Annotated in this window: 23 protein-coding genes; 2 read left to right on the top strand and 21 right to left on the bottom strand. The window is 73.3% G+C overall.

Going from position 1 to position 24,465, the window contains the following annotated elements; all coding sequences use genetic code 11:
- Nucleotides 1-10: 10 nt before the first annotated feature.
- From dnaG to EDD26_RS13005, 4 genes are read right to left on the bottom strand one after another with little or no spacing between them, the layout of a single operon-like run.
- Entirely contained in the window at nucleotides 11-1,861 is a 1,851-nt protein-coding gene (dnaG, locus tag EDD26_RS12990) for a DNA primase (protein WP_123698093.1), read from the bottom strand.
- 9 nt (nucleotides 1,862-1,870) lie between these two features.
- Nucleotides 1,871-3,121: a deoxyguanosinetriphosphate triphosphohydrolase gene (locus EDD26_RS12995; RefSeq protein ID WP_123698094.1), complete on the bottom strand. Its 1,251-nt coding sequence runs from the start codon at nucleotides 3,119-3,121 to the stop codon at nucleotides 1,871-1,873.
- Nucleotides 3,111-4,265 carry a tRNA dihydrouridine synthase DusB gene (gene dusB / locus EDD26_RS13000; RefSeq protein ID WP_123698095.1) on the bottom strand — a complete coding sequence of 385 codons (1,155 nt, stop codon included), beginning with the start codon at nucleotides 4,263-4,265 and terminating at the stop codon, nucleotides 3,111-3,113. Before dusB ends, EDD26_RS12995 begins: the two co-directional genes overlap by 11 nt.
- A complete protein-coding gene (locus EDD26_RS13005; RefSeq protein WP_123698096.1) occupies nucleotides 4,262-5,641 on the bottom strand; it encodes a glycine--tRNA ligase in 1,380 nt (459 codons plus the stop codon). Before EDD26_RS13005 ends, dusB begins: the two co-directional genes overlap by 4 nt.
- Before the next feature lie 203 nt (nucleotides 5,642-5,844).
- Here EDD26_RS13005 and EDD26_RS13010 point away from each other — a divergent pair, with 203 nt between their 5' ends.
- Nucleotides 5,845-6,444, top strand: coding sequence for a nucleotidyltransferase domain-containing protein (locus tag EDD26_RS13010; protein ID WP_123698097.1), 600 nt, complete (start codon nucleotides 5,845-5,847; stop codon nucleotides 6,442-6,444).
- A gap of 103 nt (nucleotides 6,445-6,547) precedes the next feature.
- On the opposite strand, the gene EDD26_RS13015 is transcribed toward EDD26_RS13010, so the two are convergent.
- From EDD26_RS13015 to EDD26_RS13055, 9 genes are all read right to left on the bottom strand, one after another.
- Entirely contained in the window at nucleotides 6,548-7,387 is an 840-nt protein-coding gene (locus EDD26_RS13015; protein ID WP_123698598.1) for an endo alpha-1,4 polygalactosaminidase, read from the bottom strand.
- A complete protein-coding gene (locus tag EDD26_RS13020; protein WP_245989916.1) occupies nucleotides 7,387-8,163 on the bottom strand; it encodes an isoprenyl transferase in 777 nt (258 codons plus the stop codon). Before EDD26_RS13020 ends, EDD26_RS13015 begins: the two co-directional genes overlap by 1 nt.
- Complete coding sequence (gene recO, locus EDD26_RS13025) at nucleotides 8,160-8,891, bottom strand: DNA repair protein RecO (RefSeq protein ID WP_123698099.1); 732 nt, start codon at nucleotides 8,889-8,891, stop codon at nucleotides 8,160-8,162. Before recO ends, EDD26_RS13020 begins: the two co-directional genes overlap by 4 nt.
- Nucleotides 8,891-10,684, bottom strand: coding sequence for a 2-isopropylmalate synthase (gene leuA / locus EDD26_RS13030; protein ID WP_123698100.1), 1,794 nt, complete (start codon nucleotides 10,682-10,684; stop codon nucleotides 8,891-8,893). The genes recO and leuA overlap by 1 nt, the downstream gene beginning before the upstream one ends.
- Before the next feature lie 171 nt (nucleotides 10,685-10,855).
- Nucleotides 10,856-12,307 carry an ABC transporter permease gene (locus EDD26_RS13035; RefSeq protein WP_123698101.1) on the bottom strand — a complete coding sequence of 484 codons (1,452 nt, stop codon included), beginning with the start codon at nucleotides 12,305-12,307 and terminating at the stop codon, nucleotides 10,856-10,858.
- Nucleotides 12,304-13,125 carry an ABC transporter ATP-binding protein gene (locus tag EDD26_RS13040; protein WP_245989917.1) on the bottom strand — a complete coding sequence of 274 codons (822 nt, stop codon included), beginning with the start codon at nucleotides 13,123-13,125 and terminating at the stop codon, nucleotides 12,304-12,306. The genes EDD26_RS13035 and EDD26_RS13040 overlap by 4 nt, the downstream gene beginning before the upstream one ends.
- A gap of 379 nt (nucleotides 13,126-13,504) precedes the next feature.
- A complete protein-coding gene (locus EDD26_RS13045) occupies nucleotides 13,505-14,155 on the bottom strand; it encodes a response regulator (protein WP_123698103.1) in 651 nt (216 codons plus the stop codon).
- The gene (locus tag EDD26_RS13050; protein WP_123698104.1) at nucleotides 14,152-15,363 is read right to left on the bottom strand and encodes a sensor histidine kinase; all 1,212 of its coding nucleotides are present in this window, start codon (nucleotides 15,361-15,363) and stop codon (nucleotides 14,152-14,154) included. The genes EDD26_RS13045 and EDD26_RS13050 overlap by 4 nt, the downstream gene beginning before the upstream one ends.
- Nucleotides 15,364-15,444: 81 nt before the next feature.
- Nucleotides 15,445-16,380 (bottom strand): hypothetical protein, encoded by a 936-nt coding sequence (locus EDD26_RS13055; protein ID WP_123698105.1) that lies wholly within the window; start codon nucleotides 16,378-16,380, stop codon nucleotides 15,445-15,447.
- Nucleotides 16,381-16,502: 122 nt separating this feature from the next.
- Between EDD26_RS13055 and EDD26_RS13060 the strand changes: the two genes are divergently transcribed.
- A complete protein-coding gene (locus EDD26_RS13060; RefSeq protein ID WP_123698106.1) occupies nucleotides 16,503-17,279 on the top strand; it encodes an FkbM family methyltransferase in 777 nt (258 codons plus the stop codon).
- Between the two features lie 153 nt (nucleotides 17,280-17,432).
- On the opposite strand, the gene era is transcribed toward EDD26_RS13060, so the two are convergent.
- Genes era through hrcA form a run of 8 tightly spaced genes read right to left on the bottom strand, consistent with a single transcriptional unit; the run spans nucleotide 17,433 to nucleotide 24,336 of the window.
- Nucleotides 17,433-18,374, bottom strand: a complete 942-nt coding sequence (gene era, locus EDD26_RS13065) for a GTPase Era (RefSeq protein ID WP_123698107.1) — start codon at nucleotides 18,372-18,374, stop codon at nucleotides 17,433-17,435.
- Complete coding sequence (locus EDD26_RS13070; protein WP_123698108.1) at nucleotides 18,374-19,651, bottom strand: hemolysin family protein; 1,278 nt, start codon at nucleotides 19,649-19,651, stop codon at nucleotides 18,374-18,376. The genes era and EDD26_RS13070 overlap by 1 nt, the downstream gene beginning before the upstream one ends.
- Complete coding sequence (ybeY, locus tag EDD26_RS13075) at nucleotides 19,651-20,127, bottom strand: rRNA maturation RNase YbeY (RefSeq protein ID WP_123698109.1); 477 nt, start codon at nucleotides 20,125-20,127, stop codon at nucleotides 19,651-19,653. Before ybeY ends, EDD26_RS13070 begins: the two co-directional genes overlap by 1 nt.
- Nucleotides 20,127-21,101, bottom strand: a complete 975-nt coding sequence (locus EDD26_RS13080; RefSeq protein WP_123698599.1) for a PhoH family protein — start codon at nucleotides 21,099-21,101, stop codon at nucleotides 20,127-20,129. Before EDD26_RS13080 ends, ybeY begins: the two co-directional genes overlap by 1 nt.
- 34 nt (nucleotides 21,102-21,135) lie before the next feature.
- Nucleotides 21,136-21,483 (bottom strand): histidine triad nucleotide-binding protein, encoded by a 348-nt coding sequence (locus EDD26_RS13085; protein ID WP_123698110.1) that lies wholly within the window; start codon nucleotides 21,481-21,483, stop codon nucleotides 21,136-21,138.
- 25 nt (nucleotides 21,484-21,508) lie between these two features.
- Entirely contained in the window at nucleotides 21,509-22,234 is a 726-nt protein-coding gene (locus EDD26_RS13090) for a 16S rRNA (uracil(1498)-N(3))-methyltransferase (RefSeq protein ID WP_123698111.1), read from the bottom strand.
- The gene (locus EDD26_RS13095; RefSeq protein WP_123698112.1) at nucleotides 22,234-23,322 is read right to left on the bottom strand and encodes a DnaJ C-terminal domain-containing protein; all 1,089 of its coding nucleotides are present in this window, start codon (nucleotides 23,320-23,322) and stop codon (nucleotides 22,234-22,236) included. Before EDD26_RS13095 ends, EDD26_RS13090 begins: the two co-directional genes overlap by 1 nt.
- Nucleotides 23,323-24,336, bottom strand: coding sequence for a heat-inducible transcriptional repressor HrcA (hrcA, locus tag EDD26_RS13100; protein WP_123698113.1), 1,014 nt, complete (start codon nucleotides 24,334-24,336; stop codon nucleotides 23,323-23,325).
- Between the last annotated feature and the right edge of the window lie 129 nt (nucleotides 24,337-24,465).

The following is a 24,465-nucleotide window of genomic DNA, read 5'->3' on the forward strand; positions in this document are numbered from 1 at the left end:
CAAGCGGCGGTCACTCCGAGCGCAGCGACCGCCGCTCGCGCTCGAGCTCGAGCAGCTGCTCCTGCAGGCGCTTCGAGCCCTCGGGGTCGGCGCCGCCCATGCGCTGCAGGCTTCCGAGCAGCTCGGCCTTGCGGCGCAGGATGTCGCGGTCGACGAGCGAGCCGACGATGCCGCGCACGTAGGCCTTGACGCCCTCGTTCGTGGACTGCGGGATGGGCGCCATCGCGAGCGTGCGCACGAGCGGCACGATCTCGGCGGGCACCGCCTCGGCGACGCGCTCCGAGAAGTCGGTCGCCTCGATCGCGTCGAGCGACGCGAGCACGCCGTCGCGCACGACCGCGAGCGACGGGTTCGCGATGTAGGCGGTCGCACCGCGCACGGCGAGCTCGCGGCCGAGCACCGCCGGCTGCTGCAGCAGCGCCGAGATGGCGTCGCGCTCAAGCCGCGATGCGGGGTCGCGCTCGAGCTGGCGCAGCGCGACGTCGGCGGGCGGATGCCCGGCGGCCGCACCCTCGGCCGCGGCAGCGGGGCGCGGGCCCGCCTGCCGCACCGCCGAGCGCACCTCGTCGGGCGAGACGCCAAGCCATCCGGCGACCGTGCGCGTGTAGCCGTCGGCGAGCGCGCGGTCGCGGATCGACTGCAGCACGGGCGCTGCACGGCGCATCGCGGCGACGCGGCCCTCGACGGTCTCGAGGTCGTGCTGCGCGACGATCCGGCGCAGCATGAACTCGAACAGCGGCCGCGGCTGCTGTACGAGCCGTCGCACGGCGTCGTCGCCGCGCTCGAGCCGCAGGTCGCACGGGTCGAGGCCGCCGGGCGGCACCGCGACGAACGTCTGCGCGGCGAAGCGCTGCTCCTCGGCGAACGTGCGGGCGGCCGCCTGCTGGCCAGCCTCGTCCGGGTCGAAGGTGAAGACGACGCGGCCGAGCGAGCGCGTGTCGGTCGTCGACACGTCGCCGAGCACGCGCCGGAGCACCTTGATGTGGTCGACGCCGAACGACGTGCCGCAGGTCGCGACCGCGGTCGTGACGCCCGCGAGGTGGCACGCCATGACATCCGTGTAGCCCTCGACCACCACCGCCTCGTGCCCACGTGCGATGTCGCGCTTCGCGAGGTCGAGCCCGTAGAGCACCTGGCTCTTGCGGAAGATGGGCGTCTCGGGCGAGTTCAGGTACTTCGGGCCCTTGTCGTCGTCCGAGAGCCGGCGCGCGCCGAACCCGACGGTGGCGCCGGCGACGTCGCGGATGGGCCAGATGAGGCGTCCGCGGAAGCGGTCGTAGCTGCCGCGCTGGCCCTCGCTCAGGAGGCCGGCGCCGAGCAGCTCGGCCTCGGTGAACCCTCGGCCCTTGAGGTGCCGGCCGAGCGCATCGAAGGATGCCGGGGCGAAGCCCACGCCGAAGCGCTCGGCAGCGGCCAGGTCGAAGCCCCGCTCCCCCAGGAACCGCTGCCCGAGCGCCGCGGCGGGCGTCACGAGCTGCTCGCGGAAGTAGGCCTCGGCAGCGCGGCTCGCCTCGAGCAGGCGCAGGCGGCCGCTCGTCTCCTCCTGCGGCTTGCCGTCCTCGTAGTGGAGCGTGAAGCCGGCCTGCGCCGCGAAGCGCTCGACCGTCTCGGCGAACGAGGTGTGATCCATCGCCATCGCGAACTGGAAGACGTCGCCGTCCTCGCCGCAGCCGAAGCAGTGGTAGCGGCCGACGGCCGGCCGCACGTGGAAGGACGGAGAGCGCTCGTCGTGGAACGGGCAGAGCCCCTTCATGCTGCCGACGCCCGCCGTCTTGAGCGTGACGTGGGCGCCGACGACGTCGACGATCGAGATGCGAGCGCGCAGCTCGTCGATGTCCTCCCGCCGGATCCGCCCCGCCATGGCCGCCCCTCAGTCCCCCACGTGGCGCTCGTGCCACGCGAACGCGCCGCGGTCGGTGAGGCTCGACACCTGGTCGACGACCACGCGGGCGCGCGCGGCGTCGTCGGGCGCCTGTGCCCAGTCATCCGCGTAGGCACGGTCGAGCGCCTCGGGGCCGATGCGCAGGAGCGCGTCGCACAGCTCCTGCAGGATGCGCCGCTGGCTCGCGTAGATCGGCTGCCGGCGCTCGGCGAGGATGAAGCTCGCGGCCGTGCCCTTGAGCACCGCGATCTCGGCGCGCACCTCGCGGGGCACCTCGACGGTCGCGCCGAAGCGCGCGAGCGGCCCCGCGTGCGTCTCGCGCGTCAGCCGGCTCGCCGCGTTCGCGAAGCGGCCGATGAGCTTCGACGTGAGGTTCTTGAGGCGCGCGTGGTCAGCGCGGGAGCCGTCGAACGAGCGCAGCCAGGTGTCGAGGTCGTCGAGCCGGTCGAAGGCGGCGAGCAGCTCGTCGCGCGTGAACTCCGGCCCGACCCACGTGAGCATCGTCGAGACGAGCTCGTCGTGGCCGACGCGGCTCTGCAGCTTCGCGACGTCGACGTAGCCGCCGACGACCGCGTCCTCGAAGTCGTGCACCGAGTAGGCGATGTCGTCGGCGAGGTCCATGACCTGCGCCTCGACGCTCGGGCGTCTGGCGGGCGCGCCCTCGCGCATCCACTCGAACGCCGCTCGGTCGGACTCGTAGAAGCCGAACTTGATGCGGCCGGACGCGTCGTGCACGTCACCGGCGGGCCACGGGTACTTGCACGCGGCGTCGACGGAGGCGCGCGTCAGGTTGAGCCCGTAGGGCTGGTCTCGGATGACCTTCGGCTCGAGGCGCGTGATGACCCGGAGCGTCTGCGCGTTGCCCTCGAAGCCGCCGATCGAGAGCGCCCACTCGTTGAGGCCGCGCTCGCCGTTGTGGCCGAACGGCGGATGCCCGATGTCGTGCGCGAGGCACGCGGTGTCGACGACGTCCGGGTCGAGGCGCAGCTCGCCGGCGAGCTCGCGCCCGATCTGCGCGACCTCCAGCGAGTGCGTCAGGCGCGTGCGGGAGTCGTCGAATCCCATCGTGGGTGAGAGCACCTGCGTCTTCTGCCCGAGCCTGCGGAAGGCGCTCGAGTGCAGCAGCCGCGCGCGGTCGCGGGCGAAGTCGGTGCGCGCGGATGCGTGCGTCTCGGGCAGCCGTCGCTCGGCGTCGTGCGCGCTGTACGCCCCGATGCCGGTCCCGCGCTCAGCCGCCACGGGTGTCGCTCTCGTCCTCGATGAGCGCGGCGCGCTGCGCCGGGCTCAGCTCGGGACTGTCGAGCCAGCCGTCGGGCAGCGCGGGCTTCCGCGGGCTGCCGGCGCGGCCGCGCTGGCCCTCGATGCCCTCGGCGACGTAGGGCACGGCGTGGTCGAGCGCGCCGAGCAGGTCGTCGAGCTGCGCGAGCGACTCGACGCCGGCGAGCGCGCGACGGGCGTCGCCGCCGACCGGGTACCCCTTGAAGTACCAGGCGACGTGCTTGCGGATGTCGCGGCAGGCGCGATCCTCCTCGTCGAAGAACTCGACGAGCAGCTCGGCGTGGCGGCGGAAGGCGTCGGCGACCTGGCCGAGCGTCGGGCGGTGGCGTGCGTCGCTGCCCGAGAAGGCGGCCGCGAGGTCGCCGAACAGCCAGGGCCGGCCGAGGCAGCCGCGGCCGACGACGACGCCGTCGACGCCGGTCTCGCGCATCATCCGCACGGCGTCCTCCGCCTGCCAGATGTCGCCGTTGCCGAGCACCGGCACCGAGGTGACGGCCTCCTTGAGCTTCGCGATCGCGGACCAGTCGGCGGTGCCGGAGTAGTGCTGCGCCGCGGTGCGGCCGTGCAGCGCGACCGCGGCGACGCCCGCGTCCTCGGCGATGCGACCCGCATCCAGGAACGTCAGGTGGTCGTCGTCGATGCCCTTGCGCATCTTGACCGTCACCGGGATGTCGCCGGCCCGCTCGACCGCGCGCGTCACGATCGCGGCGAACAGGTCGCGCTTCCAGGGCAGGGCGCTGCCGCCGCCGCGGCGGGTCACCTTCGGCACCGGGCAGCCGAAGTTGAGGTCGATGTGGTCGGCGCGGTCCTCGTCGACGAGGATGCCGACGGCCTGCTCGATCGTGCGCGGGTCGACGCCGTACAGCTGCACCGAGCGCAGCGACTCCGACTCGTGGTGGCTGATGAGCCGCATCGTCTCGGGCGTGCGCTCGACGAGCGCGCGCGAGGTGATCATCTCGCTCACGTACAGGCCGGCGCCGAACTCGCGGCACAGCCGCCGGAAGGCGGTGTTCGTGATGCCGGCCATGGGCGCGAGCACGACCGGCGCGTCGAGGGCGATGGGCCCGATCGACAGCGCCGGCGTGGTGCGCACTGGAGTGCTCACGCCCCGATGAGCCCCTGCGCGAGGTGCGCCTCGAGCTCGTCGACCTTGACGCGGGTCTGCGCCATCGAGTCGCGCTCGCGCACGGTCACGGCGCCGTCCTCGAGCGAGTCGAAGTCGATCGTGACGCAGAACGGCGTGCCCACCTCGTCCTGGCGGCGGTAGCGGCGGCCGATCGCGCCGGCGTCGTCGAAGTCGATCGCCCAGAGGCTGCGCAGGCGGCCGGCGATCTCGCGGGCGAGCGGCGAGAGCTGCTCGTTGCGCGACAGCGGCAGCACGGCGACCTTCACCGGCGCGAGGCGCGGGTCGAGCCGCAGCACGGTGCGGGTGTCGGTGCCGCCCTTGGCGTTCGGCACCTCCTCCTCGGCGTACGCGTCGACGAGGAACGCCATCAGGCTGCGGGTGAGGCCGAACGACGGCTCGATGACGAAGGGCGTGTAGCGCTCGCCGGTCGCCTGGTCGAAGTAGACGAGGTCCTTGCCGGACGCCTTCGAGTGCGACGAGAGGTCGAAGTCGGTGCGGTTCGCGATGCCCATGAGCTCGCCCCACTCGGAGCCCTGGAAGCCGAAGCGGTACTCGACGTCGATCGTGCCGGCCGAGTAGTGCGCCCGCTCGTCCTCAGGCACCTCGAAGCGGCGCATGTTGGCCGGGTCGACGCCGAGGTCGACGAACCACGACCAGCACGCCTCGACCCAGCGGTCGAACCACTCGGGGGCGTCGTCGGGCGCGGTGAAGAACTCGATCTCCATCTGCTCGAACTCGCGCGTGCGGAAGATGAAGTTGCCGGGCGTGATCTCGTTGCGGAACGCCTTGCCGACCTGGCCGATGCCGAACGGCGGCTTCTTGCGCGAGACCGTGAGGACGTTGGAGAAGTTGACGAAGATGCCCTGCGCCGTCTCGGGGCGCAGGTAGTGCTGGCCGGCCTCGTTGTCGACCGGGCCGAGGTACGTCTTCATGAGGCCCGAGAACATCTGCGGCTCGGTCCACTTGCCGGTCGTGCCGCAGTCGGGGCAGGTGATCTCCTCCATCGAGGCGGCGGCGCGGCCCTTCTTGGCCTCGAACGCCTCCTCGAGGTGGTCCTGGCGGTGCCGCTTGTGGCACTGCAGGCACTCGACCAGGGGGTCGGTGAAGGTCGCGACGTGACCGGATGCCTGCCACACGGCCGAGGGCAGGATGATCGACGAGTCGAGCCCGACCATGTCGTCGCGGCCCTGCACGAACGTCTTCCACCACTGGCGCTTGATGTTCTCCTTGAGCGCCACGCCGAGGGGCCCGTAGTCCCACGCCGACCGGGATCCGCCGTAGATCTCGCCCGCCTGGAACACGAAGCCGCGTCGCTTCGCGAGGTTGATGACGGCGTCGAGACGGTTCTGCACCACGGGGGCTCCTTGAGATCGGTCGCGCGCCGCCCGCCCGGGCCGGTCAGCCCGAGCCGCGCGCGCGGCACGTGAACCTCGATTCTACCGAGCGCGGCGCGCGATCGCGGCGCACGCCGCCGCCGGTGTGCACGTGGTGCGAGACGGCGCTGGGATAGGCTCATCCCTCGGGGCGTCAGCGCCCCGATCGCGTGCGAGGAGGCTTGATGCGGAGCGAGGAGCGGCGGGAGCTCTACGGGGCCTGGGCGGAGCGATGGCCCAGCGATGCGGCCGAGCTGCTCGACGGCTACTCCGGTGCGTGGTGGATCGGCGGCAGCTGGGCGATCGACGTCGCGACCGGCCGCCGACGCGAGCACGGCGACCTCGACATCGTCATCCCCCGCAGCGAGCTCAGCCTCCTGCGCGGCTGGCTCGGCGGCAAGTGGCAGCTGTGGTCCACGTTCCAGGGCGCGCTCAAGCCGCTGCTCCCCCACGACTCGGACGTGCTGCCGATCGGCACGACGAGCATCTGGCTGCGCCACAGCGCCTACGGCCAGTGGGAGTACGAGGTGCTCCTCGACCCGAGCGACAGCGAGTCGTGGCGGTTCCGCCGCGACACGGCCGTGACGATGCCGCTCGAGGATGCGCTCGCGACCGTCGACGGTATCCGCTTCGCGAAGCCGCAGATCGTGCTCGCCTACGCGGCCGCAGAGCACGCCGACGTGGCGTGGCTCGACGAGGCGCTGCCCTCGCTCGACGCCGAGGCGCGAGCGTGGCTCGCCGAGCGCCTGGCCGACGACCACCCCTGGCGCGCCCGCCTCACCTGACGCGCCGCGGCGCCCGCCGGCGCGCGGAACGCCGAGCTTCCCGAAACTCCGGGATTTCGCCTCGGAAACCCGGAGTTCGGGGAAGTTCGACGGATGAGGTCGGTCAGCAGCGCTCCACGACGTGCGCCGGGTCGTCCGGCGTCGTGAGGTCGAGATCGCGGAGCACCGTGAGCGCCGGCTGGTCCGCGCGCTCGCAGACGGCCGCGAAGCCGCCCTCGGGCAGCTCGCCCTCGTACTCGACCGCGAGGTGGCGCTCGTAGAGCGCGCCGTAGTCGTCGCACTCGTCGAAGCGCGCGCACTCCTCGGTGACCACGAGGTCGAAGCCCGCGGCGGGCCCGGCGTCGCCCGCTTCGAGCGCGTTCTTCTGCGCGACGGCGATGCCCGCCGAGTGCGCGCGGGCGGTCAGCAGCGCCGCGAGCGCCAGGTTGCCCTCCGCGTCGAGACCGTCGGCGCGCGTCCACGAGTCGAGGTTGTCGAGCTCGACCGCCTCGTAGCCGGCGTCGGCGCATCCGTCGATCCAGCCGCCGACGACGCCGGCGACCGCGTCGCGCGCGGCGGCCGTCGACGTGTCGAGGATGCGCTCGTCGGGCCAGGCGGGATCGACCACCGGCTCACCGTCGCCGCCGCGCAGCAGCAGCTCGGGGTGCTCGCTGAGCCACCAGTCGAGCTCGCCGGGCTGCGTCTGGAAGCCGTTCACGTAGCAGACGTCGATCGCGACGCCCGCGGGCGCCGCCTCGCGGTCGCGCACGACCACGGTCACGCCGTCGCCCGGCTCGTACGCGCCGCCGAGCTGGTAGTCGAGCGCGCCCGCCTCGGCCTCGGCCCAGAGCGCCGCGAAGGCGGCCTCGTCGAACGCGGCCGCCGGCGTCGGCTCGGCATCGGCCTGCGCGCATCCGACCGCCGCGAGCAGCACGGCCGCCGCGGCGGCGATCGCGCGGCGCATCACGCCTTGGGCGCGTCGACGGCGCCGCCGAAGCGGCGGTCCCGCCCGGTGTAGACGTCGAGCGCCCGCCACAGGTCGCGGCGCGTGAAGTCAGGCCACAGCCGGTCGAGGAAGACCATCTCGGCGTAGGCCCCCTGCAGGGTGAGGAAGTTCGAGATGCGCTGCTCGCCCGACGAGCGGATGTAGAGGTCGACGTCCGGCACGTCGGGGTTGTACATGCGGCTGCGCACGAGCTTGTCGGTCACGCCGGAGGGCTTGAGCCGCCCGGCCGCGACGTCGTCGGCGATCGAGCGCACCGCATCCGCGATCTCGTGCGTGCCGCCGTAGTTCACGCACATCTGCAGCGTCATGGTCGAGTTGCCGGCGGTGCGGCGCTCCGCCTCCTCGAGCTCGCGGATGACCGAGGTCCAGAGCCGCGGACGGCGGCCGGCCCAGCGCACGCGCACGCCCCAGGCGTCGAGCTGGTCGCGGCGGCGGCGCAGCACGTCCTTGTTGAAGCCCATCAGGAAGCGCACCTCGTCGGGGCTGCGCTTCCAGTTCTCGGTCGAGAAGGCGTAGACCGACAGGTGCTGCACGCCCGCCTGCAGCGCGCCCGCGACGACGTCGAGCAGCACGGCCTCGCCGGCGGCGTGCCCCTGCGTGCGCGTGAGCCCGCGCTGGTTCGCCCAGCGGCCGTTGCCGTCCATGATGATCGCGACGTGCTTCGGCACGGTGCCCGGGTCGTAGGCCGGCGGGTGCTCGCCCGTCCAGTCGACGGGCCGCAGCGGCTCGCTCACTGCACGCCGCGATCGACGTGCTCGAGGCTGCGCAGGCCGCGCTCGAGGTGCCACTGCACGTACGCGGCGACGGCACCGGATGCGCGGGTGCGCACGCCCTGATGTGCGGCCTCCGCGTGCACCCAGTCGCCCGTCAGCAGCGCCGACAGCAGGTCGAGCGTCGGCTCGTCGATGCGCAGCGAGCCCGGGGGCGCCGCCTGGTCGGCGACCATCCCGCCGAGCCGCGGCACGAACGCGCGGTGCGGGCCAGGCTCGCCGGTGACGGCGCAGTCCCCGAACGAGGGCGCCCATCCGGCGACCGACAGCGCCCGCAGCAGGTAGGAGTCGAGCGTCAGCGACGGGTCGTGCTCCTGGCGCGCGAGCGATCGCAGGGCGCCGACGAGCAGCAGGTACTGCTGCCGGGAGGCGTCCTCGTCGGTGAGCCGGTCGGCCGTCTCGACCATCGCGGCCGCCGCGGTGTAGCTGCGGTAGTCGGCGACGATCACCGGCGCGTAGCTGCCGAGCGTCACCGCCTGCGTGACGATGTCGAGGCTGCGGCCGACCGCGAGCTGCAGGTCGGCGACCATGAACGGCTCGAGCCGGCCCCCGAACCGCGACGAGGTGCGCCGCACGCCGCGGGCGACGGCACGGACCTTGCCGTGCTCGCGCGTCAGCAGCGTGACGATGCGGTCGGCCTCTCCCAGCTGGTGGGTGCGGAGGACGACCCCCTCGTCGCGGTACGTGGGCACTAGGCGGAGACGTGCTCGGCGGCCGCGCGCTCCTCCGCCACGGCCTGCACGGGGCCCGCGGCGCGCAGCCCGCGGTTCACGGCCGAGACGATCGCCCGCAGCGACGCGTTCGTCGACGAGTGGTCGATGCCGACGCCCCAGTAGCGCACGCCGCCGAGCTCGAGCTCGACGTAGGACGCCGCCTGGGCGTCCTGGCCCTCGGCGAGCGTGTGCTCGACGTAGTCGATGAGCGAGACCTCGACGCCCTCGGCCCGCAGCAGCGACAGCAGCGCGTCGATCGGGCCGTTGCCGGCCGACTCGACGTCGCGCAGCGTCTGCTCGTCGCGCAGCACGACCGTCAGGCGCGTCTCGCCGCCGAGCGACGACGACGAGCCGACCTCGCGCAGCTCGAACCGGCCCCACTGGTCCTCCGCCTCGCGCGACGGGTTGGGCAGGTACTCGTCGCTGAAGATCGTCCAGATCGCGTCGCTCGTGACCTCGCCGCCCTCGCTGTCGGTGCGACCCTGCACGATGTTCGAGAACTCGATCTGCAGGCGGCGCGGCAGGTCGAGCCCGCGGTCGGCCTTCAGCAGGTAGGCGACGCCGCCCTTGCCCGACTGCGAGTTCACCCGGATGACGGCCTCGTAGCTGCGGCCGACGTCCTTCGGGTCGATCGGCAGGTACGGCACGGCCCAGGTGATCTCGTCGACGCTCTTGCCCTGCGCGGCCGCGTCCTCGGCCATCCGCTCGAAGCCCTTCTTGATGGCGTCCTGGTGCGAGCCCGAGAAGGCGGTGTAGACGAGGTCGCCCGCCCAGGGGCTGCGCTCGTGCACCTTGAGCTGGTTGCAGTGCTCGGCGACCCGGCGGATGCCGTCGAGGTCGGAGAAGTCGATCTCGGGGTCGATGCCCTGCGTCAGCAGGTTGAGGCCCAGCGCGACGAGGTCGACGTTGCCGGTGCGCTCGCCGTTGCCGAACAGGCAGCCCTCGATGCGGTCGGCGCCGGCCATGTAGCCGAGCTCCGCCGCCGCGATGCCCGTGCCGCGGTCGTTGTGCGGGTGCAGCGACAGGATGACGGAGTCGCGGCGCGCGAGGTGGCGGTGCATCCACTCGATCGAGTCGGCGTAGACGTTGGGCGTCGCCATCTCGACGGTCGCGGGCAGGTTGATGATGACCGGGCGCTCGGGGCGCGCGTCGAACGTCTCGATGATCGCGTTGCAGACCTCGACGGCGTAGTCGAGCTCGGTGCCGGTGTACGACTCCGGGCTGTACTCGTAGAAGACCTGCGTGCGCTCGAGCATGCCCTCGAGCTCGAGGCACAGCTTCGCGCCGTCGACGGCGATCTGCTTGACGCCCTCGCGGTCGGAGCGGAAGACGACGTCGCGCTGCAGCACGCTCGTCGAGTTGTAGATGTGCACGATCGCCTGCTTGGCGCCGTCGATCGACTCGAACGTGCGGCGGATGAGGTGGTCGCGGCACTGCGTCAGCACCTGGATGGTGACGTCGTCGGGGATGAGGTCCTCGTCGATGAGCTTGCGCACGAAGTCGAAGTCGAGCTGGCTCGCGGACGGGAACCCGACCTCGATCTCCTTGTAGCCCATCCGCACCAGCAGCTGGAACATCATCAGCTTGCGGTCGGGGGTCATCGGGTCGATGAGCGCCTGGTTGCCGTCGCGGAGATCGACCGCGCACCAGCGGGGCGCGCGCTCGATGCGCTTCGACGGCCACGTCCGGTCGGGGAGGTCGACCCGGATCTGCTCGTGGTACGGGGTGTAGCGGTGCGCCGGCATCCCGCTCGGCTGCTGCATGTTCTTCATCGTTCGCTCCTGTCGCTGCTCTCGTGTCCGGGCAGGACGGCCTCCGCGACGAGGAAGCCCGGGGTCAGGCCTCGTCGCGGCGACGAAGGAGCAGCGCGCTCTGCATGGGGCCAGCGTACACCCCCGCCCCTCCCGGGCAGGGTGGGGCGGGGGTGGTGGCGCCGCGGCGCGTCAGTCTGCGGCGACGGCGGCGAGCGGCGCGATGCGCGACGCGCGCCGGCCGGCGGGCCAGCTCGCCGTCGCGGCGACGAGGAGTCCGGCGACCGCGAGCGCGACCGGCAGCTGCCACGGGATGGTCGGCGCGGTCGAGACGACCCCGAGCACCGAGCCCACCATCGACTGCACGCCGATCCAGCCGAGCAGCACGCCCATGCCGAAACCGGTCGTCACGGCGACGATCGTGATGGCGGCCGCCTCGGCCAGCAGCATCCGCATGGTGTGCGCGCGACGCATGCCGAGCATCCGCAGCAGGCCGATCTCGCGGGTGCGGCGGCGCACCGACAGCAGCATCGCGGCGACGAAGCCGAGCACGCCGAGCACCGCCGAGAACCCGACGATCGCCGTGACGACGGTCGTGACGCCGGTGAGCAGCGCCTCGAGCTCGGCGCGGAACACCGGGTCGCGCTCGATGGTGAGCACGGCGGTCGTGAGCGACGCGCCGGCGGTCACCATCATCGTGACGATCGCGGCGCCGACGAAGAGGGCGAGCACGAGGGATGCCGTGCGGCCCGGATGCGTGGCGAGCGTCCCGGCGGCGACACGGGCCGGCACGGAGCGGCCCATGGCGCGGCCGGCGAGGGCGACGAGCGGCGGCGCGACGACCGGGGCGATGCCGACGATGCCGATGACGAGCACGACGCCGCCCGCGAAGCCGACGAGCACGGCGAAGGGCGAGACGGCGCCGAGCACGACCGCGCCGGCGAGCAGCAGCGCGCCGATGCCGAGTGCGGTGAGCGCGACGGCGCGGCGCGGGCGGCGCCCGGTCGTCTCGGCGTCGACGCCCGAGCCGCGGAGCGCCTCGAGCGGGGTGACGGCGAGCACGGCGCCGGTCGCGAGCCACGCGGCGACGGCGGCTGCGACGGCGACCGCAGCGGCGGGCACGATCGCGGCAGGCATGACCGGCGGCATGCCGACGAGCTCCAGGCCGCCGGAGAGCTGCGAGAGCAGCGCCTCGACCGGCATCGCGGCGAACACGCCGAGGCCCCAGCCGAGCGCGGCGCCACCCACGCCGACGCCGACGAAGCGGCCGAGCATCCGTCGCCGCTCGGCGCGCGCGGTGGCGCCGAGCAGGCGGCGCAGCGCGATCTCGCCGCGCAGGTCCTCGACGGCGCTCGTGAGCGCCTGGCGGACGACGATCGCCGCGACGACGACCGAGACGCCGATGAGCAGCGTGCCGGCGAGCGCGAGCAGCAGCCGCGCCGTCTCGCTCTCGGCGACCATCCGCTCGCCGTAGAGGGCGAGCGCCGCGTGCTCCATGAGCGTCGAGAGCGCGGTGCCGAACGCGGAGGCGAGCGCGGCGACCGAGAAGGCGAGCACGGCGCCGGTGCGCGAGGAGGCGGTCGCCGCGCGGGCGGAGCGGGGCGCGGCCGCCGGAGCCTCGGCCGGCGCGAGCGTCGCGGTCATCGCGAGCCGCCGTCGATGGCGCGGTCGCCCGCGGACCCGATCGCGGCCGCCGGACCCGTGATCCGGGGTCCGGCGGCCGGGATGGGGTCCATGGCGTCGACGCGCCGCAGCATCCGCTGGGCGATGGTGGCGGCATCCGTCGCCGGCAGGTCGTCGTCGATGCGGCCGTCGCGGAGCAGCACGACGCGCTCGGCGCGCGCCGCCACCGCGGGGTCGTGCGTGACGACGACGATCGCCTGGCCGGCGGCGGCCTGGGCGACGAGGATCTCCTGCACCTCGAGCGAGGTGGCGCTGTCGAGCGCGCCGGTCGGCTCGTCGGCGAGCACGATCGCGGGCCGGTGCGCGAGCGCGCGGGCGATGGCGAAACGCTGCTGCTGGCCGCCGGAGAGCTCGTGCGGGCGACGGGCCGCGAGGCCGGCGATGCCGAGGTCGTCGAGCAGCGTGCGGATGCGGTCGTGCTCGGGCTCGTGGCCGGCGAGCAGCGCGGGCAGCTGCACGTTCTCGAGCGCGGTGAGGCTGGGCACGAGGTTGAACGACTGGAAGACGACGCCCACCTCGCGGCGGCGGAGCGCGGTGAGGGCGTCGTCGTCGAGCCCGACGACGGAGGTGCCGCCGATGACGACGTCGCCGGACGTGGGCGCGTCGAGGCCCGCAGCGAGGTGGAGGAGCGTCGACTTGCCGGAGCCGGACTGCCCCATGACGGCGGTGAGGGTGCCGGGGGCGATCTCGAGGTCGAGGTGGTCGAGGGCGGTGACGGATGCGTCGCCGAGGCCGAAGCGCTTCGTGACGGTGCGGAGCCGGAGTGCGTGCTGGTGCATGCTCATCAGTCAACGCGGCGGCGCGCGCCGCGTCGTCGGGCTGCAGGCCGACTCCCGGTCATCCGAGCGGATGATCCGCCGCTGCCGGTCGAGCCGCACGGCCGCCCGCTGCTGCTGGTCGAGCCGCACGGCCGCCCCCGCTGCTGGTCGAGCCGCACGGCCGCCCCGGCGGCCGCGCGAGTCGAGACCACACCCGCTGCTGCTGGTCGAGCCGCACGGCCGCCCCGGCGGCCGCGCGAGTCGAGACCACACCGGGCCGAGCCGGTGGCCTCGACTCGGTCAGCGCGCTGCGCGCGCGGACCGGCTCGACCAACAGCAGTACGCGGACCGGCTCGACCAGCAGCAGGGCTCGACCCGCAGATCGAGCGGCGAGCGGCCATCAGGCCTGCTGGTCCCCCACGAGCCCGTGCTCGTAGGCGAAGACGACGAGCTGCACGCGGTCGCGCAGCCCGAGCTTCGCCAGGATCCGCGAGATGTGCGTCTTCACGGTCGCCTCCGACACGAACTCCGAGCGCGCGATCTCGGTGTTCGACAGCCCCTTCGCCGCGAGCGCGAAGATCTCGCGCTCGCGGTCGGTCAGCTCGCCGAACGCCGCCGGGGCCGTCCGCCGCTGACGCCCGAACGCCTTGAACAGCGCGCGCGTCGCACTCGCGGCGACGACCTCGTTGCCCGCGTGCACCGTGCGGATCGCCGCGAGCACGAGCTCGGGCTCCGCATCCTTGAGGATGAAGCCGGAGGCGCCGACCCGGATCGCCCGCGCCGCCGCCTCATCGAGGTCGAACGTCGTGAGCACCACGACCCGGATGCCGGGGTTCGCCCGCACGATCCGGTCGGTCGCCGAGATGCCGTCGAGCACCGGCATCCGCACGTCCATGAGCACGACGTCGGGCTGCTGCTCCTCCGCCAGCCGCACCGCCTGCGCGCCATCGGCGGCCTCGCCGACGCACACGAGGTCGGGCTGCGACTCGACGAGCATCCGGATGCCGCCACGGAACAGCGCCTGGTCGTCGACGATCAGCACGCGGATCATGCGACGCCCGCCGGGAAGGCTGCGCGCACGCGGAACCAGCCGTCCTCGATGCCGGTCCAGAGCTCGCCGCCGGAGAGCCGGGCGCGCTCGTGCATGCCGCGCACGCCGTGGCCGGCGAGGCCGGGGGTGCTGAGGACGCGGTTGTGCACGTCGACCACGATGCCAGTCCCACCCGGGAAGCCGACGCCGCGCATCCGCACGTGGACGGGATGCGCGCGGTCGCCGTGGCGCAGCGCGTTCGTGAGCGCCTCCTGCAGGATGCGGTAGGCGGCGATGTCGGCGGTGCGCGGGAGCGCGAACCGCGCGCCCACCCGCTCGAGCCGCACGTCGAGGCCGCTGTCGCGCATCCGCTCGATGAGCGCATCGACATCGTCGAGCGACGCGACGGGATCGGGCGCCTCGCTGTGGCGCAGCTGCGCGAGCAGCAGCCGCACGTCGCCGAGCGCCTGCTTGGCGGTGCCCGCGATCGTCTCGAGCGATGCGTCCTTCGCGGCCGGATCGGCCGTGTACCGCGCGCCGTTCGCCTGGGCGATGACCACGGCGAGCGAGTGCGCGACGACGTCGTGCATGTCGCGGGCGAGGGCGGCGCGCTCCTCCTCCTGGTCGGCTCGCTGCAGCGAGACCTGCGCGACGACGGTGGCCGCCTCGGTGCGCGCCGCGGCGGCGACGCCCCAGCCCACGAGGATCGTCATCGAGAACAGCAGCATCGGCGGGATCCACAGGAACGCGACGAGCCGCACGATCTCGCCGAGCGGCACCGGCTCCCCCGGTGCGAAGCCCGCGAGCCCACCGGTGGTCGTGATCCAGTAGGCCGCGAGCACCGACGCGACGAGCGACAGCCCGAAGGCGCCGAGCCGCCCCGACCAGCGCGAGAAGCGGCCGGCGGAGTAGAGCAGCACGAGCACGCCGAACCACATCGGGAACATCGGCGCGGCGACCGCGACGTGCACGGCGGCGAGCGCGGTGAGCCCGGCGATGGCGAGCACCGGCCGCGACCGCCGCAGCAGGATCGCGCCGGGGATCGCGAGCGCGACGACGCCGGCCATCACCCAGTGCCAGCCGAAGCCGACCGTGCCGAGCAGCAGCGTCGGCACCGCGAGCACGAGCGCCGTGACGGCGGCGATGATCGCGTCCGACCGCAGCGACCCGTGCTCGATCGCCGGCGCCGCTGCGGGCGCGGTCGGGTCGGCGATCGGGAGGGTGGTCACGCGATCCAGCGTAGGTCGGCGACGCGCACGGGGCGCGCGCGGCGTCCGGGAATCATCCGCTCGGCGGAGGCGGCTGGCCGGTCACGGATGAGGCGGTAGCGTCGCTGCCGCGTCGTAGCGGTCGAGCGCCTGGTGGAGCGCGCGCAGCCGCTCTGCCGTGGCGTGCAGCCGCAGGCTCGCGCTCGCAGCGGCGAGCCCGTCCGCCGCGGCGATGAGCTCGTCGCGGATCCGCCGTCCCAGGGCGTCGGCCGAGCGCCACGGCTGGCCGTCGATTCGCTGCTGCAGCTGATGGACGCCCACGACCAGCGCGTCGACCTCGGGATCGTCGGATCCGAGCTCGATCGACGGCAGCTCGTCGGCGGGCAGCAGCGCGGAGGACGTCGCGAAGATCTCCCGGCGCAGGCGGCGGCGCGCAAGCCCGCTCACCGCCGTCGACGCGGCGGAGCGTGTGCGCGCGGGCGGCTCTGCGACGTCCGCCAGCGCCCTCGCCTCATCGTCGATCGCCTCGCGGAGCGCGGCGCGGAACGGTCTCGGCCGGTGACCGCGCAGCCATACCCGCGACGCGCGCGAGAGTGGCCCCCACGGCACGAGCTCCTGGAAGCGACCGCCGCGGCCGTGCGAGTCGATGAGGCACCCCGCCTCGTCCTCGAGGCTCACGTAGCCGACGCTGTCGACCAGGTGTGCGAGCAGCACGGCGAGCACGAGGCGGCGCTCGTGGGCGCGGAGATCGTAGAGCTCGAGGTACTGGTCGGGCCGAACGGCGTCGAGCGACCAGCGCGATCGCACAGCCGGGAGCTCGTCGCGAAGCGCGAGCGCCGTCGCCTCCTCGCGCTCGTCGAGCGGGAGACCCGCTGCCATGCGGCGCAGTTGGATGGCGACCACATCGCTCGGGCGGAGCGCCTCGCGGTCCAGCGTCAGCTCGATGACGCGCGGGGTCCATCGCAGTGGGTGGATGGAATGCACCAGCATCGTCACGGTCGGCAGCGCGTCGCTGGCCGGCGGCGAGGATGCGGTCACGCGAGCATCCTAGGTTCGGAGGGCGCCGTCGATCGGCCCGCGCGCTGGCATAGGCGGACGTGTCCACATGGATATGCTCAGCCTCTGCACCGGTGCAGCCACCACCAGAGGACCGAGGCCCCGTGGACGAGATCACCGTCGAGACGTCGCCGCGACGTGCCGAGCGTGCGCGCGGCCGCGGTCGGCTCGCCCTCGCCGCGGCATCGCTGCGCGCCGCAGCCAGGTTGCGGATGGTCGAGCCAGAGATCCGCGGTCTGCACCACCTCGTGCGCGCCGGCGACGTGTGCTTCGACGTGGGCGCCGCCTACGGGATGTACACGTTCCCGCTGGCGGAGCTCGTCGGGCCGCGCGGCGCCGTGCACAGCTTCGAGCCGCAGCCGCGGCCCCGCGCGGTGCTCGCGGCGATGCGTCGCGCGGTGGGCGCGGCGCACGTGCGCCTGTCCGACCACGGGATGGGCCGCCGCGCCGGCCACCTGCCGCTCGTGCTGCCGTCGCGCTACGGCGTGCGGATCAGCGGGCACGCGCACCTCGCGGATCGCCTCGCCGCGCAGGCGCCGACCGCCGGGCCCGCGCCGCGGCGCATCCGCGTGCCGGTGACGACGATCGACGACGTCTGCGCCGAGCACGCGATCGCGCGCGTGCACTTCATCAAGGCCGACGTCGAGGGCTTCGAGCCCGAGGTGCTCCACGGTGCCGCGCGCGTGCTCGAGCGCGACATGCCGGCGCTGCTGCTCGAGATCGAGGACCGCCACCTCGGCCGCTACGGACGCACGGCCGACGAGGTGAGCGGGATGCTGCGCGAACGCGGCTACGCGATGCAGACGTGGCGCGACGGCGGCTGGCGGGCCGCGGAGCGGGTCGTGCTCGGCACGCGGAACTACCTGTTCCGGGCGGCGTAGGGGCGGTTCGCAGGGCGTGGTCTCGATACGCGCGCTTCGCGTGCTACTCGACCAGCAGGGTGCGCTTCGCGTGCTGCTCGAGCAGCAGGGTGCGCTTCGCCTGCTGGTCGACCAGCAGGGTGCGCTCCGCGTGGTGCTCGACCAGCGGGGAGGCTAGAAGCCGAAGCGGCCGAGCTGCTTCGGGTCGCCCTGCCACTCCTTCGCGATCTTCACGCGCAGGTCGAGGTGCACCTGCGTGCCGACGATGCGCTCGATCTCGGCGCGCGCATCCGCCCCCACCTGCCGCAGCCGCGAGCCGCCCTTGCCGATCACGATGCCCTTCTGGCTGTCGCGCTCGACCCACAGGTTGGCGTAGACGTCGGTGAGCTCGCGATCCTCGCGCCGCACGATGTCGTCGATCGTCACCATGATCGAGTGCGGCAGCTCGTCCCGCACGCCCTCGAGCGCCGCTTCGCGGATGAGCTCGGCGATGCGGATGTCGAGCGGCTCCTCGGTGGTCGTCTCGGCCTCGTAGAGCGGCGGTCCCTGCGGCAGCAGGCCGACGAGCGTGTCGACGAGCACGTCGAGCTGGGTGCCCCGCAGCGATGACAGCGGCACGACCGCATCCCACTCGCGCAGCTCCGTGACGGCGAGCAGCTGCTCGGCGACGCGCTGTTTCGACGCGGCGTCGGTCTTCGTCACGACGGCGACCTTCTTCGCCCTCGGGAACCCCTCGAGCTGCTGGTCGATGAAGCGGTCGCCCGGTCCGAGCGGCTCGTTCGCCGGCACGCACAGGCAGATGACGTCGACGTCGCCGAGCGTCGTCTGGACGACGGCGTTCAGGCGCTTGCCCAGCAGCGTGCGCGGCTTGTGCATGCCCGGGGTGTCGACGATCACGAGCTGCGCGTCGTCGCGGTGCACGACGCCGCGGATCGCGTGCCGCGTCGTCTGCGGCTTCGACGACGTGATGGCGATCTTCTCGCCGACGATGGCGTTCATGAGCGTCGACTTGCCCGCGTTCGGGCGACCCACGAAGGTCACGAAGCCGCTGCGGTGCGCGGCGTCGCGCTGGCCCTGCGCGCCGGAGTCGAACCCGGCGTCTGCGGTGTCGTCCATCAAGCGGCCCCCTCGGCCTCGTGGTCGGCGCGCACCATGCGCGAGACCTCCATCTCGCCGGCGTTGCGGCCCCGGCCGTCGATCGAGCGCACGGCGATGCGCAGGTCACCGACGTGCACGACGTCGCCCACCTCCGCGATGCGCCCCAGCTCCTTCTGCACGAGGCCGCCGACCGTGTCGACGTCCTCATCCTCGAGCGTCAGGTCGAACAGGTCGCCCAGCTCGTCGATCTGCAGGCGGGCGGAGACCCGCCACACGCCCTCGCCCTCGTCGACGACCTCGGCGCGACCGCGGTCGTGCTCGTCGCGGATCTCGCCGACGAGCTCCTCGACCAGGTCCTCGAGGGTCACGAGCCCGGCGATGCCGCCGTACTCGTCGACGACCATCGCGACGTGCACGCGCTCGGCCTGCATGAGCGCGAGCGTGTCGTCGCCCTTCTTCGACTCGGGCACGAGGATGGCCGGGCGCGCGAGCTCCTCGGCTGTCTCGGTCGCCTCCGGTCGCCAGGTGCGGCTCCGGACGACGTCGCGGAGGTAGAGGATGCCGAGGATCTCGTCGGTCGACTCCCCCACCACCGGCATCCGCGACAGGCCGTTGTCGAGGAACTGCCGCAGCGCGTCCTTCGCGGTCGCGTCGCGGTCGACGGTGATCATGTCGGGCCGGGGCACCATGACCTCGCGCACGAGCGTCTCGTTGAACTCGAAGATCGAGTGGATGAGCTCGCGGTCGTCGTCCTCGAGGACATCCGACTCGGCGGCCGCGTCGACCATCGAGAGCAGCTGCGCCTCGGTCGTGAACGCGGTCTCGCGCTGGCGCCCCGGCGTGATCTTGTCGCCGACGCTCGCGATGAGGCTCGCGATCGGACCCATGAGCACGCGCCAGAAGCGCAGGAAGCGGGCGGAGGCGCGCAGCAGCGCGATCGCGTGCGTGCGGCCGACGGCGCGGGGGCTCGTGCCGACGAGCACGAATGAGACGACGATCATCGCGCCGGCCGCGACGGCCAGCGTGATCCACCACTCGGTGACGAGCGAGTCGACGGCGAGGGTGATGAGCACCGCTGCGATCGTCTCGCACATGATGCGGCCGAACTGCAGCGTCATGACGTGGCCGCGGAGGTCGTCGGCGATCGCAAGCATCGCCGAGCCGCGACGTGCGGTGACGGCCGCCTCCTGCAGCTCGGCGCGCGAGACGACGCCGAGCGCGGCATCGGCGGCGGCGAGCCAGGCGCCGAAGGCGATCAGCACGCCGGCGGCGAGGAAGAGCAGGATCTCGAACATCAGGGGGTGCGGCCGGGCGTGCCGGCGTCGTGCTCCTCGAAGCCGGCGAGCAGCTTGTCCTGCAGCGTGAACATCTCGTCGCGCTCCGCAGGCTCGGCGTGGTCGAAGCCGAGCAGGTGCAGCAGGCCGTGGGTCGTGAGCAGCCGCAGCTCGGTCATGAGGCTGTGCCCGGCCTCGGTGGCCTGCGCCTGCGCGACCTCGGGGCACAGCACGATGTCGCCGAGCAGGCCGGCCGGCGTCAGCCGGTCGTGCGCGCCGGGGCGCAGCTCGTCCATCGGGAACGAGAGCACGTCGGTGGGGCCGGGCTCGTCCATCCACTGCACGTGCAGCTGCTCCATCGCCGCGACGTCGACGAGCACGATCGACACGTCGGCATCCGGGTGCACGAAGAGCCGCTCGAGGTCGAACGCGACGAGCCGCACGAGCTGCGCCTCGTCGACCGACGCCTCGGTCTCGTTGAGCAGGTCGATCGCCATCAGCGACCTCGTCCGCGCTGCTGGTGGTGCGGCCCCTGCGCCTTGCGGGCCTGCTTCGCCATCTGCTTCTGGTCGTGCTCGGTGTAGGCGTCGACGATCTCGCCGACGAGCGTGTGGCGCACCACATCGGCGCTCGTGAGCATCGAGAAGTGGATGTCGTCGATGCGTCCCAGCACCTGCTGCGCGACCTGCAGCCCCGAGGTGCCTGCCGGCAGGTCGACCTGCGTCGCATCGCCGGTGACGACCATCTGCGAGCCGAAGCCGAGGCGCGTGAGGAACATCTTCATCTGCTCGGGGCTGGTGTTCTGCGCCTCGTCGAGCACGATGAACGAGCTGTTGAGCGTGCGGCCGCGCATGTAGGCGAGCGGCGCGACCTCGACGACGCCGGTCGCGAGCAGCTTGGGCACCAGCTCCGGGTCCATCATCTCGTTGAGGGCGTCGTAGAGCGGTCGCAGGTAGGGGTCGATCTTGTCGGTGAGCGTGCCCGGCAGGAAGCCCAGCCGCTCGCCCGCCTCGACCGCGGGGCGGGTGAGGATGATGCGGTCGACCTCCTTGCGGTGGAGGGCCTGCACGGCCTTCGCCATCGCGAGGTAGGTCTTGCCGGTGCCGGCGGGGCCGATGCCGAAGACGATCGTGTGCTGGTCGATGGCGTCGACGTAGGCGCGCTGGCCCTCCGTCTTCGGCCGCACCGACTTGCCGCGCGACGTGAGGATCGCCTCGCCCATCGCGTCGGACAGGTTGCGGGTGGAGTCCTGGCGCAGGATGCGCGTGCCCTCGGCGACCTCGGTCTGGCTGAGGTCGGCGCCCTGGCGCAGCATGTCGACGAGCTCCTGCACGAGCCGGCCCGCGACGAGCACGTCGTCCTCCGGGCCCTCGAGGGTGACGAGGTTGCCGCGCACGGCGACGCGCACGTCGGGGTGCTCGTGCTCGAGCCGCGTCAGCAGCCGGTCCTGCGGCCCCAGCAGCCGCACCATCTCGATGCCGTCGATCTCGATGGACTGTGATGCGTCAGGCAAGCGAGCCCTCTCCGAAGGAGCCCGCGAGCACGTGCGCGTGGGCGTGGAACACGGTCTGGCCGGCGAGCTCGCCGGTGTTGAACACGAGGCGGAAGTCGCCGCCGTCGCCGCGCTCGCGCGCGATGGCCTGCGCGGCCTGGATCATCTCGGCGAGCAGCTCGGGCTCGGCGGCCGCGAGCTCGACGACGTCGCGGTACGCGGGCGTCTTCGGCACGACGAGCACGTGCATGGGCGCCTGGGGGTGGATGTCGGTGAACGCGATGATCCGATCGGTCTCGAGCACGATCTCGGCGGGGATCTCTCGGGCGATGATCTTCTCGAAGACGGTGGGCTCAGCCATGGCAGTCAGCCTACCTTCGCGCCGCTCACCAGCGGCCGAGTCGCACGCTGAGGGCCGCGATCGCCGCGAGCCCCGCCGTCGACGTCCGCAGCACGTGGTCGCCCATCCGCACGCGCACGCCGCCCGCGGCCTCGAGCCGCTCCATCTCGGCCGGATCGATGCCGCCCTCCGGCCCGACGATGAGCAGGATGTCGCGGTCGAGCGGCACGTCGGCGAGCGACGCCTCTGCGGTGGGGTCGAGCACGACCGGGCGCCACGCGAAGCCGAGCTGCGCGAGGCCGTCGGCGTCCACGACCGGCACGACCTCGGGCAGCCTGGGCCTGAGCGCCTGCTTGCCCGCCTCGCGCACCACCCGGCGCCAGCGGTCGAGCGACTTCTCGGCGCGGTCGCCCTTCCACTGCACGACGCTCCGGCGCGCCTGCCAGGGCACGATCACATCGACGCCGAGCTCGGTCGACGCCTGCACGGCGAGCTCGGCCCGGTCGCCCTTGGCGAGCGCCTGGGCGAGGGCGATGCGCGGCGTGGGCGGCGGCACGTGCTCGATGCGGTGCAGCACCACGTCGACCCCGTCCTTCTCGGCGCGGTCGATCACGCCCTCGGCGAGGGTGCCGCGGCCGTCGCTGACGAGCACGCGCTCGCCGCGTCGCATGCGGGAGACGACGGCGGCGTGGTGCGCCTCCTCGCCGGTGAGCGTCACCACGTCGCCGGCGACCGAGCCCTCGAGCTCGTCGTGCCAGTAGCAGTGGGCCATCAGAGGCGGAGGCGGTCGCGCATCTTCGCGAACAGCCCCTGCTTGAACTGCGCGAGGTGCGGCGCGGGCGCCTTCGTGCGGTCGCGCAGCTCGCGCAGCAGCTCCTCGGTGCGACGGTCGACGCGCTGCGGCGTCACCACCTGCACGCCGAGCTTCAGGTCGCCGCGGCCGGCGCCGCGCAGGCGCGTGACGCCGCGGTCGGCGATCGTGATGACGTCGCCGGACTGCGTGCCGGGGCGCACCTCGACGTCGACGGGCCCGTCGATCGCCTCGACGGTCGCGCGCGCACCGAGCGCCGCATCCGGCATCGACACCTCGAGGGTGCCGAGCAGGTCGTCCCCTGCGCGGCTGAAGACGTCGTGGTGCCGCACGTTCACCTCGAGGTAGAGCGTGCCTGCCGGTCCGCCGGCCTCGCCGACCTCGCCCTGGCCGGGCATCTGGATGCGCAGCCCGGTGTCGACGCCCGCGGGGATGTCGACCGGGATGCTGCGCTCGGCGCGCACGCGGCCGTGGCCCGCGCACGTCGGGCAGGGCTCGGGGATGACGCTGCCGTAGCCCTGGCAGACCGCGCACGGCTGGCTCGTCACGACGTTGCCGAGCAGCGAGCGCACCTGCCGCTGCACGTGGCCGGAGCCGCCGCACATCGTGCAGCGCTCGGGGCTCGTGCCGGGCGCGGTGCACGCGCCGCCGCACGTCTCACACAGCACGGCCGTCTGCACGCGCAGCTCGCGGTGCACGCCGAAGACGACGTCGGCGAGGTCGAGGTCGACGCGCAGCAGGCTGTCCTGCCCCGGCTGCCGCCTCGACCGCGGTGCCTGCGAGCGGCCGCCGCCGCCGAAGAACTGCTCGAAGATGTCGCCGAACCCGAAGGCACCCGCGCCGCCCGACGGCCCGCGGTCGTACTCGGCGCGCGACTGGGCGTCGCCGAGCACGTCGTACGCGTGCGTGACGGTCTTGAACCGCTCCGCCGCGTCTGCGCTCGGGTTCACGTCCGGGTGCAGCTCGCGAGCCAGCCGGCGGTACGCCTTCTTGATCTCGTCCTGGCCGGCGTCGCGCGCGACGCCGAGGGTCTCGTAGTGGTCAGTCACTCAGTCCTCGCTCAGCAGCCGCGTCAGGTAGCGCGCAACTGCGCGCACCGCGGCCATGTTCCCTGCGTAGTCCATCCGGGTCGGGCCCAGCACGCCCACGTGCCCCTCGAGCCTCGAGTCGCTGTAGGTCGACGCCACGACGGCCGCCTCGCCGAGCGGGCCCGAGAGCTCGCGGCCGATGCGGGTCGCGACCTCGCCCTCCGCGCCCATCTCGTCGAAGAGGCGCAGCAGCGTGACCTGCTCCTCGATCGCGTCGAGCACGGGGGTCACCCGGCCGTGGAAGTCGCGCTCCTCGCGCACGAGGTGCGAGGCGCCCGCCATCACGATGCGGTCGCCGCCGGCGGCCTGCAGCATCTCGGTGAGCGCGGTCGCGACCGCCGAGGTCGCCGCGTGCAGCGACGGCGGGGCGGATGCGGCTGCCGACGAGAGCCGCTGGACGGCCTCGGCCGGCGGCAGCTCGGCGGTGGTCTCGGTGAAGGCGCGGCCGAGCGCGGTCGCCTGCTCGGGCTCGATGCGCTGCTGCGCGTCGAGCACCCGCTGCTCCACGCGGCCGGAGTCGAGGATGAGCACCGCGAGCAGCCGCGTCTCGGCGACCGCGACGAGCTCGACGCGGCGCACCCCTGCGGGGCGCCGCATCGGCACCTGGACGAGCGCGACCTGGTTCGTGAGGCTCGAGAGCAGGCGCGCGGTGCGCGCGAGCACGTCGTCGCGGTCGACGGCCTCGTCGAGGAAGCGCGTGATGGCCACGCGCTGCGCGGCGGTGAGGGGCTGCATGCGCTGCAGCCGGTCGACGAACACGCGGTAGCCCTTGTCGGTCGGCACCCGCCCGGAGGAGGTGTGCGGAGCGACGATGAGCTCCTCCTCCTCGAGGAGCGCCATGTCGTTGCGGATGGTGGCGGCGGAGACGCCGAACGCGTGGCGCTCGACGATCGACTTCGAGCCCACCGGCTCGCGCATCGCCACGTAGTCCTGCACGATGGCCCGCAGCACATCGAGGCCGCGATCCGAGACCATCCGCGCTCCTCTCGTCCGGTGGGGACGCATCCGCTGTGGACGCACCCCTTGGCACTCCCGTCGTCTGACTGCCAATCCTACCGCGAGCGGCGCGAAGTCTCGGATGCCATGCACAGCCGATCGGGCGCA

Origin of the sequence: Agrococcus jenensis (assembly GCF_003752465.1) — a bacterium.
In the GTDB taxonomy this organism is placed as follows: Bacteria; Actinomycetota; Actinomycetes; order Actinomycetales; family Microbacteriaceae; genus Agrococcus; species Agrococcus jenensis.